The 13,924-nt window shown below is 57.0% G+C and carries 16 protein-coding genes; 6 read left to right on the forward strand and 10 right to left on the reverse strand.

Going from position 1 to position 13,924, the window contains the following annotated elements:
- Window positions 1–136: 136 nt before the first annotated feature.
- From JL015_RS26670 to JL015_RS26685, 4 genes are all read left to right on the forward strand, one after another.
- Complete coding sequence (locus JL015_RS26670) at window positions 137–1,951, forward strand: penicillin-binding protein activator (RefSeq protein ID WP_201020587.1); 1,815 nt, start codon at window positions 137–139, stop codon at window positions 1,949–1,951.
- Window positions 1,951–2,322: a YraN family protein gene (locus JL015_RS26675; RefSeq protein WP_201005728.1), complete on the forward strand. Its 372-nt coding sequence runs from the start codon at window positions 1,951–1,953 to the stop codon at window positions 2,320–2,322. Before JL015_RS26670 ends, JL015_RS26675 begins: the two co-directional genes overlap by 1 nt.
- Window positions 2,323–2,481: 159 nt before the next feature.
- The gene (locus JL015_RS26680) at window positions 2,482–3,075 is read left to right on the forward strand and encodes a phosphoheptose isomerase (RefSeq protein ID WP_201005729.1); all 594 of its coding nucleotides are present in this window, start codon (window positions 2,482–2,484) and stop codon (window positions 3,073–3,075) included.
- Window positions 3,072–3,650, forward strand: a complete 579-nt coding sequence (locus JL015_RS26685) for a BON domain-containing protein (protein WP_201005730.1) — start codon at window positions 3,072–3,074, stop codon at window positions 3,648–3,650. The genes JL015_RS26680 and JL015_RS26685 overlap by 4 nt, the downstream gene beginning before the upstream one ends.
- Before the next feature lie 46 nt (window positions 3,651–3,696).
- On the opposite strand, the gene JL015_RS26690 is transcribed toward JL015_RS26685, so the two are convergent.
- The 7 genes from JL015_RS26690 to rplM form a co-directional block, all read right to left on the reverse strand.
- The gene (locus JL015_RS26690; protein WP_201005731.1) at window positions 3,697–4,110 is read right to left on the reverse strand and encodes a ClpXP protease specificity-enhancing factor; all 414 of its coding nucleotides are present in this window, start codon (window positions 4,108–4,110) and stop codon (window positions 3,697–3,699) included.
- A 17-nt stretch (window positions 4,111–4,127) separates the two neighbouring features.
- On the reverse strand, window positions 4,128–4,745 hold the full coding sequence (locus tag JL015_RS26695; protein ID WP_201005732.1) for a glutathione S-transferase N-terminal domain-containing protein: 618 nt from the start codon (window positions 4,743–4,745) through the stop codon (window positions 4,128–4,130).
- A gap of 228 nt (window positions 4,746–4,973) precedes the next feature.
- A complete protein-coding gene (locus JL015_RS26700) occupies window positions 4,974–5,756 on the reverse strand; it encodes a cytochrome c1 (protein WP_201020588.1) in 783 nt (260 codons plus the stop codon).
- Window positions 5,756–6,967 carry a cytochrome b gene (locus tag JL015_RS26705; RefSeq protein WP_201005734.1) on the reverse strand — a complete coding sequence of 404 codons (1,212 nt, stop codon included), beginning with the start codon at window positions 6,965–6,967 and terminating at the stop codon, window positions 5,756–5,758. The genes JL015_RS26700 and JL015_RS26705 overlap by 1 nt, the downstream gene beginning before the upstream one ends.
- The gene (gene petA, locus JL015_RS26710) at window positions 6,967–7,560 is read right to left on the reverse strand and encodes a ubiquinol-cytochrome c reductase iron-sulfur subunit (protein WP_201020589.1); all 594 of its coding nucleotides are present in this window, start codon (window positions 7,558–7,560) and stop codon (window positions 6,967–6,969) included. The genes JL015_RS26705 and petA overlap by 1 nt, the downstream gene beginning before the upstream one ends.
- 252 nt (window positions 7,561–7,812) lie before the next feature.
- Entirely contained in the window at window positions 7,813–8,205 is a 393-nt protein-coding gene (rpsI, locus tag JL015_RS26715; RefSeq protein WP_025261753.1) for a 30S ribosomal protein S9, read from the reverse strand.
- Window positions 8,206–8,219: 14 nt separating this feature from the next.
- The gene (gene rplM, locus JL015_RS26720; RefSeq protein WP_025261754.1) at window positions 8,220–8,648 is read right to left on the reverse strand and encodes a 50S ribosomal protein L13; all 429 of its coding nucleotides are present in this window, start codon (window positions 8,646–8,648) and stop codon (window positions 8,220–8,222) included.
- A gap of 461 nt (window positions 8,649–9,109) precedes the next feature.
- Here rplM and JL015_RS26725 point away from each other — a divergent pair, with 461 nt between their 5' ends.
- Entirely contained in the window at window positions 9,110–10,006 is an 897-nt protein-coding gene (locus tag JL015_RS26725) for a GlxA family transcriptional regulator (protein ID WP_201005881.1), read from the forward strand.
- Window positions 10,007–10,126: 120 nt separating this feature from the next.
- Here JL015_RS26725 and zapE read toward each other — a convergent pair whose 3' ends face one another.
- From zapE to JL015_RS26740, 3 genes are all read right to left on the reverse strand, one after another.
- Window positions 10,127–11,221 (reverse strand): cell division protein ZapE, encoded by a 1,095-nt coding sequence (gene zapE, locus JL015_RS26730; protein WP_201005736.1) that lies wholly within the window; start codon window positions 11,219–11,221, stop codon window positions 10,127–10,129.
- 61 nt (window positions 11,222–11,282) lie between these two features.
- Window positions 11,283–12,629 (reverse strand): tryptophan--tRNA ligase, encoded by a 1,347-nt coding sequence (locus JL015_RS26735; RefSeq protein WP_201005737.1) that lies wholly within the window; start codon window positions 12,627–12,629, stop codon window positions 11,283–11,285.
- Window positions 12,630–12,656: 27 nt separating this feature from the next.
- On the reverse strand, window positions 12,657–13,286 hold the full coding sequence (locus tag JL015_RS26740; RefSeq protein WP_201020590.1) for an alpha/beta hydrolase: 630 nt from the start codon (window positions 13,284–13,286) through the stop codon (window positions 12,657–12,659).
- A 144-nt stretch (window positions 13,287–13,430) separates the two neighbouring features.
- Here JL015_RS26740 and JL015_RS26745 point away from each other — a divergent pair, with 144 nt between their 5' ends.
- Complete coding sequence (locus JL015_RS26745) at window positions 13,431–13,868, forward strand: YhcB family protein (RefSeq protein WP_117165805.1); 438 nt, start codon at window positions 13,431–13,433, stop codon at window positions 13,866–13,868.
- Window positions 13,869–13,924: the final 56 nt, after the last annotated feature.

Raw genomic sequence — 13,924 nt, forward strand, 5'->3', positions numbered from 1 at the left:
ATCGAATCGGGTGTATTGGCCGATAGAGGGCCATGACACGACCAATATCACTGCTTTGCACACCATCGAAGTCGCACCCCGGCCAGTGCTTGGGTACAATTCCCCGCTAACTTGCTTGAGTATCAGGAACACATCAATGATCGCCTGCCTGCGGCTGTTCTCTGCCCTCTGCCTCGCTGCCCTTCTTGCAGCCTGTGCCAGCTCGCCCTCATCCAGTCTTGGTGAGTTGCCTCGCACCCCCGACGCCAGCATCGAGCAACTGCTCGAACAGGCCGCGTCCGCCAAGGCGCCGGATCAGGCCGCCACATTGCGCCTGAGCGCCGCAGACCTGGCGAATCGCCAGAATAATCCTGGTCGCGCAGCCCAGATTCTGGCCCAGGTGCCTCTGGATCAGTTGAAGCCCGGTTTGCAGGTATTCGCCAGCACCCTGTCTGCGGAACTGGCCATGGGTCGCAACCAGCCAAAAGCGGCATTGACCGCGCTGGAGCATCCGAGCCTGCAACGCCTGGGCGAACTGTCGGTTGAACAGCAAGTGCGCACCCACACTGTCCGGGCCCGCGCACTTGAAGCCGATGGCCAGGCTCTGGCTGCCGCTCGCGAGCGTGTATTTGCCGGTCCGCTGCTGCAAGGCAACGACGCCAGCGCCAACAACGATGCAATCTGGGCACTTGTTGCCTCATTGCCTGCCGACCAGTTGCAAAGCACCACCACCGACGACATGGGGGGCTGGCTGAGCCTGGCCCGCTCGGTCAAGGGCGCCGGCACGCTGGAGCAACAACAGGCAGCCATCGACGCCTGGAAAGCACAGAACCCGCAGCACCCGGCCGCCCAGAAGCTGCCGACCACCCTGGCCCAACTTCGCGCCCTGACCAGCGAACCGCTGACCAAGATCGCTCTGCTGCTCCCACAGGATGGCCAGTTGGCCTCGGTTGCCAAGGCGCTTCGTGAAGGCTTCATGGCCGCTCACTATCAGGCCCAGCAAGCTGGCCAGAACCCACCTGCCATCCAGGTTTTCGACAGCTCGCGCGTCACCTCGATGGACGAGTTCTACCGTCAGGCCAAGGCTGCCGGTGCGCAACTGGTCGTCGGCCCGCTGGAAAAGAATCTGGTCAAACAGCTGAACAGCCGTCAGCAACTGCCTATCACCACGCTGGCCCTGAACTACAGCGACTCCAACACCGAAGGCCCGGCGCAACTGTTCCAGTTCGGCCTCGCCGCCGAAGACGAAGCTCGCGAAGTGGCCCGTCGCGCCTGGGCAGACGGCAAACGCAGCGCCGTCGCCATGGTGCCGAAAGGCGAATGGGGTGATCGTGTACTGGATGCCTTCCGCAAAAGCTGGCTGGCCAAGGGCGGCAAACTGATCGCTGCCGAACATGTTGACCAACCCGTCGCGCTTGCCCAGCAAGTCGCTGACCTGTTCCAGTTGCGTAACAGTGAAGGCCGCGCCCAGCGTCTGCAAAGCACGGTAGGCACCCAGGTTGCAGCCCAGCCGACACGCCGTCAGGACATCGACTTCATGTTCCTGGCCGCGACGCCTCAACAGGCCCAGCAAATCAAGCCAACCATGGTGTTCCAGTACGCGGGCGACGTTCCGGTCTATGCAACGTCCCATCTGTTCACCAACAGCAACGATCAGGCTCAGTATCTGGACCTGAACGGCGTACGCTTCTGCGAAACACCCTGGCTGCTCAATGCCAACGACCCTCTGCGCCAGCAGGTGATTGCTCAATGGCCGCAGGCATCCGGCAGCCTGGGTCGCCTCTACGCCATGGGCATCGACGCCTATCGCCTGGCCCCACGCCTCGGCCAGCTCAAAACGCTGCCTGAAAGCCGTATCGATGGTCTGTCGGGCAGCCTGAGCATGAGCCCGAGCCGTCGCGTCGAGCGTCAGTTGCCATGGGCAGAGTTCATCGACGGCAAGGTCCAGCGTCTCCCGGACACCATCAATTGATGTCAGGCAACACCCGGCAACAGGCAGGGCGCGAGGCAGAAGCCTACGCCCTGCTCTATCTGCAGCAACAAGGCCTGCGCCCGATCACTCAAAACTGGTCATGTAAACGCGGCGAGCTTGATCTAGTCATGCTCGACGGCGATACAGTAGTATTCGTCGAAGTTCGCTACCGACGCCATTCAGGCTGGGGTGGAGCGATGGAAAGCGTCGACTTTCGCAAACAGGAAAAACTTATTACCGCTGCACAACTGTTTCTGCAACAAGAGTCCCGGTGGGCCGATTATCCATGCCGTTTCGACGTGATAGCTGTCGATGGAGATCCAGGCAAGGCCGCTCCCCTGAACTGGCTCAAGAGCGCATTCGACAGTTGATTCGATCAAGGGCAATCAGAACCCTGACGAGCAGCAACACCCTTTACCACCCATTTTGCTATTTGATTTGCGGGCTGCACATTCAGTGTGTGGTGAGCCGCCGGGAATACCCGCAGCGCACCCGACCAGCCGCCGTACGCTCTCATTAAGGTCACATTGATGGACATGCAATCCCGAATTCGCCGGCTTTTCCAGGCCAGCATCGACACCAAGCAACAGGCGATGGACGTCCTTGCACCCTTTATCGAGCAGGCCAGCCAGGTAATGGTCAACGCCCTGCTCAACGAAGGCAAAATGCTTGCCTGCGGTAACGGCGGCTCCGCTGGCGATGCGCAGCATTTCTCTTCCGAGCTGCTCAATCGTTTCGAGCGCGAAAGACCGAGCCTGCCGGCCATAGCGCTGACCACAGACACGTCAACCATCACCTCGATCGCCAACGATTACAGCTACAACGAAATCTTTTCCAAGCAGATCAGAGCCCTGGGTCAGCCGGGCGATGTACTGCTGGCCATTTCCACCAGCGGCAATTCGGCGAACATTATTCAAGCCATCCAGGCCGCACATGATCGCGAAATGATTGTCGTAGCATTGACGGGACGCGACGGTGGCGACATGGCATCGCTATTATTGCCGGAGGACGTGGAAATCCGCGTACCGGCCAACGTCACGGCACGCATACAAGAAGTCCATCTGCTGGCGATCCATTGCCTTTGCGATCTGATCGACAGCCAACTGTTCGGGAGTGAAGAATGACCCCTAATCGCCTCAGCCTACTGGTCCTGACACTGTGCCTCGGCGTCAGCGGATGCAGCTCGGTTCTGACAGCAACACGTGACACGCCGATCGAGGACGACCGGGGAACAAGGACTTTCGGCAGCAAGATCGATGACTCCCTCATCGAAACCAAAGCCGCCGTCAACATTTCCAAGGCCCACCCTGACCTGGCCGAAGGCTCGCATATTGTCGTCACCAGCTTCAACGGCATCGTCCTGCTGGCTGGCCAGACACCTCGCGCAGACCTCAAGGCCATTGCAGAACAGGCCGCCAGCTCCGTGCAGCGGGTCAAGAAGGTCAATAACGAACTTCAGGTCATAGCCCCCTCGTCCCTGCTGGCGCGTAACAACGATGCCTGGCTGACGACCAAGATCAAGACCCAGATGCTGGCGGACAACTCTATCCCCGGCTCGCGCATCAAGGTGGTCACCGAAAACGGGATCGTCTTCATGCTGGGCCTGGTCACTCAGGATGAAGCCAACCGCGCCACCAACCTGGTGCAGAGCGTATCCGGCGTACAGAAGATCGTCAGGTTATTCGAGTACATCGATTGATAAGCTGCCGGAATTAAAAAAGGCGATCCATCCGGATCGCCTTTTTTTATTTCACTACCTTCAGACTCGGTCTGCCGCTGGGGCGCGGCGGCTCGCTGTCCGGTGGTGGCGCATCCTCTTCCAGCTCGATCTCGTCCTCTTCCTCCACCGGAGGCTCCAGATCGAAGACCATGCCCTGGCCATTTTCCCGGGCATAGATCCCCAGAATGGCACCGATAGGAACATACAAGGTATGCGGCACACCGCCGAAGCGGCCTTCAAAACTGACCGCTTCGTTGTCCATGTGCAAATGGCGCACAGCACTGGGCGAAACGTTCAGGACAATCTGCCCATCATTGGCAAAACCCTGAGGGATCTGCACCGATGGGTACTCCGCATTGACCAATATATGCGGTGTGCAATCGTTATCGACGATCCACTCATAGAGAGCACGAATCAGATAAGGGCGACTGGAGTTCATCAACGGCTCCTTAAGCCTTAGCGCATCTCACGTTCGGCTACAGACAGGCTCGCCTGAAATGCCTCGCGCGCAAATTGGCGCTCCATGTAATCAAGCAACGGCTTGGCAGGCCGTGGCAATTCGATACCCAATACAGGCAAACGCCAGAGTATGGGCAGTAGACAGCAATCGACAAGGCTTTGCTCGTCACTGAGGAAAAAAGGCTTTTCCGCAAACAACGGCGAAACACCGGTCAGACTTTCACGCAATTCCTTGCGCGCCTGTACGCGGGCAGACTCTTTGGTACGCGAATCCAGAATAAGATCCACAAGTCCACACCAGTCGCGCTGAATCCGATGGATCAACAGGCGGCTATTGGCACGCGCCACAGGGTAAACCGGCAGCAAGGGCGGGTGCGGGTAACGCTCATCCAGATATTCCATCACCACCGTAGACTCGTACAACGCCAGGTCACGATCAACCAGGGTTGGAACGCTGCCATACGGATTCACTTCGATGAGCTGAGGCGGATGACGGCCCGCAACAACATCGATGATCTCGGCGCTGACACCTTTCTCCGCGAGCACGATGCGCACGCGATGGGAATAGTGGTCGGCGGGGTCGGAGTAACAGGCCAACCGATTGGTCACGCCCATGGCGATCCTCCTCGCTTGTTAAAATTTATAAGGCAGACAAACGAACGCGCCCCAGTGGTGCCTCCGATTATGACCGCGCAAAGACAGGTCGTCGTCGCGGGCGACAAGATAGCTCATTTACGCGAAGTAAATTCTGCAATCTTGCGCCGCTACTATACCCGCCTCGCAATCACTATCCGAATGGAGACGCCACTGGAGCGCTTGTGTCAGGGCGAAGCTACAGCTCGATCAATGAACATCCTTCCAGTATTCACGCTTGAGCAGATAGGCGAATACAAAGAAGAAGGCCAGATAAAGCAACACATAAGCGCCTATGCGCTGATGCTGCAGTTTAACCGGATTGGCTGAATAGGCCAGAAAGGTCACCAGATTCTTGATCTTCTCGTCGAACTGCTCTTCGTTCAGGCTACCGGTTTTCGGCACGATGGTCAGTTGATCGCAAGCCTCATGGGTGAGCGGCGCACCGGTCAGCGGATCATATTGCTTCTTGCCATCCTCAATCACCTGGACCTGCTTGCAGCCGACAACCTGACGCCCCTGAAGCCCGACCAACACGTTGGGCATGCCGACGTTAGGGAACACCTTGTTGTTCACGCCCCACGGACGAGCCGGATCTTCGTAGAACGAACGCAGATAGCCATACAGCCAATCCGTGCCACGCACTCGCGCCACCAGCGTCAGATCAGGCGGCGCAGCACCAAACCAGGCCTTGGCATCGTTTGGCTGCATGCCGATATTCATGTGATCGCCGATCTTGGCACCGGTAAACACCAGCTTTTCCAGCATCAACTCATGGGGAATACCCAGATCATCAGCCACGCGCTCATAACGCTGGTATTTGGCGCTATGGCAGCCCATGCAGTAGTTGGCGAACGTGCGTGCGCCATCCTGCATCGCCGCCTTGTCGGAAACGTCGATATCAACCTTTTCCAGCTCTGGGCCGCCATGTTCGGCGGCGAACGACAAAACAGGCAGAATCGCGAGAATCAGTACAGCAAATAGCTTTTTCATCAGCCAGTCACCCTTTCTGGAACCGGTTTGGTCTTCTCTAGCCGGGTATAGAACGGCATCAAAATGAAGTAGGCGAAGTACAGAAAGGTGCAGATCTGCGACAACAGAGTCCGCCCCGGGGTTGGCGCCAGAACGCCCAGCACGCCCAGGATCACGAAAGCCACGCAGAACAGCAGCAGCCAGATCTTGCTCATCCATCCCTTGTAGCGCATCGACTTGACCGGGCTGCGGTCGAGCCATGGCAGCACGAACAACACTGCAATTGCGGCCCCCATGGCAATGACACCCGTGAGCTTGTCCGGAATCGCCCGCAAGATTGCGTAGAACGGCGTGAAGTACCAGACAGGCGCAATATGCTCAGGCGTCTTGAAGGCGTTGGCAGGTTCAAAGTTAGGTTTTTCGAGGAAGTAGCCACCCATTTCAGGGAAGAAGAACACAATCGAGCAGAAGACGAAGAGAAACACCACCACGCCGACAATGTCTTTCACGGTGTAATAAGGATGGAAAGGAATGCCATCCAGAGGGATGCCGTTTTCATCCTTGAGTTTCTTGATGTCCACGCCATCCGGGTTGTTGGAGCCCACTTCATGCAGCGCCAGGATATGCAGAACCACCAGCCCCAGCACCACGATTGGCAGTGCGACCACGTGCAAGGCGAAGAAACGGTTCAAGGTGATGCCGGAAATCAGGTAGTCACCGCGAATCCATTGGGTCAGGTCATCGCCAATGACCGGAATGGCCCCGAACAGCGAAATGATCACCTGGGCACCCCAGTAAGACATTTGCCCCCAAGGCAGCAGATATCCCATGAAGGCTTCAGCCATCAATGCCAGGTAAATCAGCATCCCGAAAACCCAGACCAGCTCACGCGGCTTTTGATACGAGCCGTAAAGCAAGCCACGGAACATGTGCAGGTAGACCACGATAAAGAAAGCCGAGGCGCCAGTGGAGTGCAGCAAACGCAGGATTGCGCCGTACTCGACATCGCGCATGATGTATTCGACAGAAGCAAACGCCTCTTCAGCCGACGGCGTGTAGCTCATGGTCAGCCAGACGCCGGTCAGGATCTGGTTGACCAGAACCAGCAGCGCCAGAGAACCGAAAAAGTAGAAGAAGTTGAAGTTCTTTGGAGCGTAATACTTGCTGAGATGGTCTTCCCACATCTTTGTCGCCGGGAAACGAGCATCGACCCAATCCATGAACTTGCTCATCACGCACCCTCCTTATCGACGCCAATGACAATGACACTGTCCGACTCATAGGAATGCGGGGGTACTGGCAGATTCAATGGTGCGGGTTGCGACTTGTAGACCCGACCGGCCAGATCGTAATGAGACCCGTGACAAGGACAGAAATAGCCCCCCACCCAATCCTTGCCAAGATCGACAGGCGCGACTTCAGGACGGAAGGTTGGTGAACACCCCAGGTGCGTACACAGACCGACCAGCAGCAGGATTTCCGGCTTGATCGAACGAACGACAGGGTCAACATAAGCAGGCTGAACAGAAGCCTTGGACTCAGGATCGGATAGCTGGCCGGTAATCTTGCCAAGGTTATCCAGGATCTCTTTGGTGCGACGAACAATGAACACCGGCTGACCACGCCATTCAGCAATCATCTGCTGTCCTGCTTCAATCTTGCTGATATTCACCTTGACCGGTGCCCCTGCGGCTTTCGCCTTGGCACTGGGGAACCATGACCCCACGAACGGGACCGCAGCCCCCACCGCTCCTGCTGCACCAACCACGGATGTGGCTGCCACGAGGAAGCGACGCCGGCCTGCATTCACGCCGTCATTGCTCATTCCGTCCTCTCCCATCAGCTATGTGGCCTGTTTGATCAGGCGTCTACTTAATATCAATCTAGCTGTTTATAGATTTGGCCGGATGGTAAATAAAAACCCTTCAATTAACAAGGTAATAAGACCGTACGAAAAGTAGGAAACGTTGTAAATCAAGGCTTACAGCCGTGTGTCACGTTGTCACACATAAATAACAGACATAAAAAAACGCCCAGCTCCGAAGAGGCTGGGCGTTCTTTTCGAACGAAGTGCGAATTAACGCTTCGAGTACTGCGGACGCTTACGCGCTTTACGCAGACCGACTTTCTTACGTTCAACTTCACGAGCGTCACGAGTAACGTAACCGGCTTTACGCAGGGCGCTACGCAGAGTTTCGTCGTATTGCATCAGAGCGCGAGTGATACCGTGGCGGATTGCGCCAGCTTGACCACTTACACCGCCACCGATAACGGTGACGTAGATGTCGAACTTTTCAACTGTTTCGGTCAGTTCCAGTGGCTGACGAACTACCATGCGGGCAGTTTCGCGGCCGAAGAACACGTCCAGAGAACGGTTGTTGATCGAGATGTTACCAGTGCCCGGACGCAGGAAAACGCGTGCGGTTGCGGTCTTGCGACGGCCAGTGCCGTAATTTTGAGTCGCCGACATAATGAACTATTCCGTTAAAACTTCAGTTCTTGGGGCTGCTGAGCAGTATGAGGGTGTACAGCGCCCGCATAGACTTTCAGCTTACGATACATGTCGCGACCCAGCGGGTTCTTAGGCAGCATGCCTTTGACCGCGGTCTCGATCACGCGCTCAGGAGCTTTATCGATCAGCTTTTCGAAGTTGATCGATTTGATCCCGCCCGGAAAACCGGAGTGAGAGTAGTAAATCTTGTCGGAAGCTTTAGCACCGGTAACGCGGATTTGCTCAGCGTTGATAACGACGATGTAATCACCGGTATCCACGTGCGGAGTGTATTCCGGTTTGTGCTTGCCACGCAGACGGCTCGCGATTTCGGTGGCCAGACGACCCAGGGTCTGACCAGCAGCGTCGACGACGAACCAGTCGCGCTTAACTGTTTCCGGTTTAGCAGTAAAAGTTTTCATTCTTTATAGCCTCAGGGGCCGCCTGAAAATGAGACGGCGGATCTTACTGAATAGTGCGTACTTTGACAAGTCAAAGGCAGCCGGAAACAGACGCTATCGGGGGCTCGGGTCAGCGCGTCCGTTATACGGCAAGATTCTTCGGCAGACGGCGCATCACTTCCACTGCAAAGAGCTGCCGGATTATACAGGCTGAAAAAATAACCTCAACCTGATTTTCAGCTCAGGTTCTGTTTATTGCTTGCGCGAGCAAATCGTCAGGCCGCCAGCCAGCAAGAGACGACCGCGGAGGCTGGACACACCCGCAAAAAAATAAGACGATTCAGCCGTTGCTTGACCACTATTCCATATAAGAACAAAAGATTATGCCGATTCAACACACCGCCCCGCTGCGGCGCGTAAGCATTCTTGCCACTGACAAAGTATTCGCCTCGACCCTCATGCAAGCCAAGGACTTCTTCCATCTGGCCAGCCTGCGGTACAGCAAGCAATTGGGTCACGGCCTCAAACCCGCCTTTGAAATTCGCCTGGTAAGCCCGGACGGACAGCCCGTCGGCAGCTTCAGTGACGTCACCCTGCCGGTAGACGGCCCGCTGTGCGAAAGCGACATCATTGTCATCCCGGCATTCTGGGACGACTTCGACAGCCAGTTGCAGCAATACCCGCAGATACTGCCATGGCTGCGCGAACAGCACGCCAGCGGTGCCGTCCTGTGCGGTGAAGCCACCGGGGTTTTCTGGCTGGCCGAAGCCGGCCTGCTGGACGGCAAGGAAGCCACCACCTACTGGCGTTTCTTCAATGCGTTCAACGAAAGGTTTCCCAAGGTCCTGCTCAATCAGGAAAAACACCTGACAGACGCCGACAACCTGTATTGCGCAGGCGGCACCACATCGGCCTGTGATCTCTACATTTATCTGATCGAACGCTTCTGCGGCTCGAACGTCGCCCAGGCCGTGGCCCGCGACATCCTCTATGAGGTGCGGCGCAGTTATTCACCGGGAAGGATAGGTTTTGGCGGCCAGAAGCTTCATCAGGATGTGATCATCCTGCAAATCCAGCACTGGCTCGAAGAACATTTCGCGGACAAGTTCCGCTTTGAAGACGTGGCCCGCAACCACGGCATGAGCATCCGCAACTTCATGCGCCGCTTCCAGGCCGCAACCGGCGACAAGCCGCTGCATTACCTGCAACGCCTGCGCATCGAAACAGCCAAGGGCCTGCTCTCCGGCACGCGAAAGAGCATCAAGACCATCAGCTATGAAATTGGCTACGACGATGCAAGCTTCTTCGCCCGCCTGTTCCGCCAGCACACCGAACTGTCGCCCAATCAATATAGGCAGCAGTTTCAGCAGGCCGCCTGAGGGCAGCATGCTGAAAAGCTGCAAGCTGTAAGTTACAAGCTGCAAGCTGCAAGCTGCAAGCAAAAGCAGTACGCAACCTGCCTTTACTTGCAGCTTCCAGCTTGAAGCTTGCAACTGCTCCTAAGGCTTATGCGCCCGAGCCAAAAACTCGTGGGATTGCATTTCCAGCAAGCGGCTCAAGGTACGTGCGAATTCAAACGTCAAACGTCCGCCCGTATACAGGTCCTTCAGCTCAACTTCTGCCGAGATGATCAGCTTGACGTTACGGTCGTAGAATTCATCGACCATGTTGATGAACCGACGGGCAATGTCGTCAGTGGTCACGCTCATCTGCTCAACACCGCTTAGCAGCACGGCATGAAAGATCTTGCCCAGCTCGATGTAGTCGTTCTGGCTGCGAGGCCCGTCGCACAATTCGCGGAAATCGAACCACGCCACGTCGTCGCAGGTACGCAGGGCACGGATTTCGCGATTCTCGATGATCAGCACATCGTTTTCGATGGTCTGCGCACACTCCGGCGTCAAAGCCTTGAAGCTTTTGCGCAGGCTTTCCTCGGCGACGTCATTGAGCGGGAAGTGGAACAGCTCGGCCTGCTCCAGATGGCGCAGGCGATAGTCGACGCCGCTGTCGACGTTGACGATATCGGTGTTCTGCTTGATCAGGGCAATCGCAGGCAGGAAGCGGGCGCGTTGCAAACCGTCCTTGTACAGACCGTCGGGCACGATGTTGGAAGTGGCGACCAGGGTCACGCCATTCTTGAACAGCTCTTCCATCAGGGTGCCAAGGATCATGGCATCGGTAATGTCGGAAACGAAGAACTCGTCGAAACAGATCACCCGCGCCTCATCGGAAAAGCGCTTGGCGATAAGAGTGAGCGGGTTTTTCTCGCCCTTGAGGGTTCTCATTTCTTCGTGCACGCGCTTCATGAAGCGGTGGAAGTGAGTCCGCACCTTCTGCTCGAACGGCAGGGCATCGAAAAAGGTATCGACCAGATACGTCTTGCCCCGGCCTACACCACCCCAGAAGTACAACCCCTTGACCAGGGCTGGCTCTTTCTTGCCGAACAGCTTGCCGAACACGCCCGGCTTGCTGTTGTTCGCAGCGATCAGATCTTCGTAAAGACGCTGCAAGTGACGCACAGCGTTTTCCTGCGCAGCATCGTGGAAGAAGTCAGGGCGTTTCAGATCTGCTTGATATCGTTCTAGGGGCGTCATATTCGGTAACAAGGCAACAAAAGCGGGCCGTCACTGTAGCGACGGCCCGGGGGAATGGCAATCAATCCTGCAAGGCTTTGAGCTCAGCCAGCAAGCGCTCTATACCGGCCTGCACGGCTTCAGCACTTTCAAACTGCGGACTTTGGGCGTTGCCATTGCCAAAAGCAACTTCAAAGTGGAAGTCACCAGGAATGATGATTGGCTCGTTGGGGCCAAGCAGACTTTTGCTGGCAGCGCCTGCCGTCTTGCCATCCGCGAAATGGCTCGACAGCAACAACTCTTCACCATCGGCAGCCAGCAGACGGAAACGGAAACTGCCGTCTGCTTCACGGAAGCTCACAACCCGTGCGCCCTTGGCGGCTTTTTTCTTGCCGGTTTCGACATTCTGCGCAACCGTGCGGAACGAGCGCAGGCCAACCGCCTCGCGCAGTTCTTCAAGGAACGGCGTGGCGGCGCGACGGGCTTTCTGGGCACCGGCGAGCAGGATGTCTTCCAGATCGGCTGGACGCTCGATCAGGCCCAGGTATTTCTCGCGGGCTTCGCTCAGTTCGCCATCCAGCAGCTTGAAAAGACGATTCTTGGCCTCGCCCCAACCCAGACCTTGCAACAGCTCGGAGCGGAACTCGGCCGACTGCTCTGCGCTGGAGAACGCCTGATAGAGCGTGAACAGGTGAGAGTTATCCGGGTCCTTGGCTTCGCCGGGAGCACGGGAGTCGGTGACGATGCGCGAGATCGCATCCTTCATGTCCTTGGCGCTGCTGAACAACGGAATCGTGTTGTCGTAGCTCTTCGACATTTTGCGACCATCCAGACCGGGCAGCGTCGCAACGCTTTCCTCGATCAAGGCTTCAGGCATGACGAAGAACTCCTTGCCCTTGCCGAACAGGTGGTTGAAGCGCTGACCGATATCGCGTGCCATCTCGACGTGCTGGATCTGGTCACGGCCGACCGGCACTTTATGGGCGTTGAACATCAGAATGTCGGCCGCCATCAGCACCGGATAGCTGAACAGGCCCATGGTGATACCGGCATCCGGGTCTTCGCCGGCCTCGACATTCTTGTCTACAGATGCCTTGTAAGCGTGGGCGCGGTTGAGCAGGCCCTTGCCGGCCACGCAGGTCAGCAACCAGGTCAGTTCCGGGATCTCGGGGATATCGGACTGACGATAGAAGGTCACTCGATCGACATCCAGACCGGCAGCCAGCCAGGTCGCCGCGATTTCCAGGCGCGAGCGCTGGATGCGCTGCGGGTCATCGCACTTGATCAAGGCGTGGTAGTCCGCCAGGAAGTAGAACGAGTCGACATCCTTCTGGCGGCTGGCGACGATGGCCGGGCGAATCGCGCCCGCATAGTTGCCCAGATGGGGAGTGCCGGTGGTGGTGATACCGGTCAGGATACGAGTAGTCATGGCAGGTCGCTTATTCTATGGCTGCAATCAGTTCGAGAGACGCGGAAGGACCAGATCTTTCAGATCGGTCAGCTTGCCGTGAAAAAAGTGTCCGCATTCTGCCACTTTCAGCAGCTCATGGGGACGTTGCAGAAGCGCGGACCATGCATAGACCATTTCCGGGTCCACGACTTCATCGGTTTCGGGCTGAATGACCGTCAGCGGACAGTTCTGCGGCAGGACGCTTTGATCTTTCAAACGCGATGCGGCAGCGGCCACCAGAAACAGGTGCTTCAGTTGCTCGCCTTGCGCTTCGAGGCGTCCGCCAAGCGTGGCAGCCACATAACCCCCAAAGGAAAAACCCAGCAACGTGATGGGCAGATCCGGCTGCTGCTTGCGAAGCCATTGCGCGACCGCAACCGCATCTTCGACCTCCTCCGGCCCGCCAACCGATGTGCCAGCGCTGGCACCGACGCCACGATAATTGAAACGTAACGTAACCAGACCGGCATCGCGGGCGGTACGCTGCAACGTCGAAACCACTTTATTGAGCATCGTCCCACCCTGGATCGGGTTAGGATGGCAAATCAGCGCCAGGCCCACAGCATCGGGCAGATCCTGATAAAGCGCTTCAAGCTGGCCTTCGGGGCCGTCAATGAATACGGGGGTTTCACGCATGGACAAAATAAACTCCGTGACCTCGAAATGGATCGACTCGTCTAGCTGATTGTCTGTGGCTGACATATAAGCGACGTGTCGCGGGTATACAGCGCAGGTTAGAGCCGTTAACGTAAAGCAAAGCCGTTTATAGAGGAAGGACTCGTGGAACACTCGCTCTTAGTTTGGTTGTTGCCGACTCTTGCCCTGGTTGCCGGTGTCGTCATTGGTTTCCTGGTCGCACGTCTGCTGCCCAATACCGTTCCGAATAACACCCAGCGCCAGCTGGATAGCATTCAGGAGCGCTTCGATACCTATCAGAACGAGGTGGTCACACACTTCAACAGCACGGCTACCCTGGTACAGAAACTCTCGCAAAGCTATCAGGAAGTACAGGAGCATCTCGCCGAGGGCGCCAATCGTCTGGCCCTTGACGAACTGACCCGCCAACGCCTGCTGGCGGCCTTGCATCCAGAGGCCAACCAGGCACCACGCGACCGCCTTACACCGCCACGTGACAGCGAAGCACCAAAAGACTACGCGCCAAAGGCACCCAACACGCCTGGCATGCTGGATGAGCATTACGGTCTGAAAAAGCCGTAAGCGACCGATAAACAAAAAGCCCGCCATTCAGATCGAATGGCGGGCTTTTTTGTGGA

Source organism: Pseudomonas cichorii (assembly GCF_015471405.1).
In the GTDB taxonomy this organism is placed as follows: domain Bacteria; phylum Pseudomonadota; class Gammaproteobacteria; order Pseudomonadales; family Pseudomonadaceae; genus Aquipseudomonas; species Aquipseudomonas serbiensis.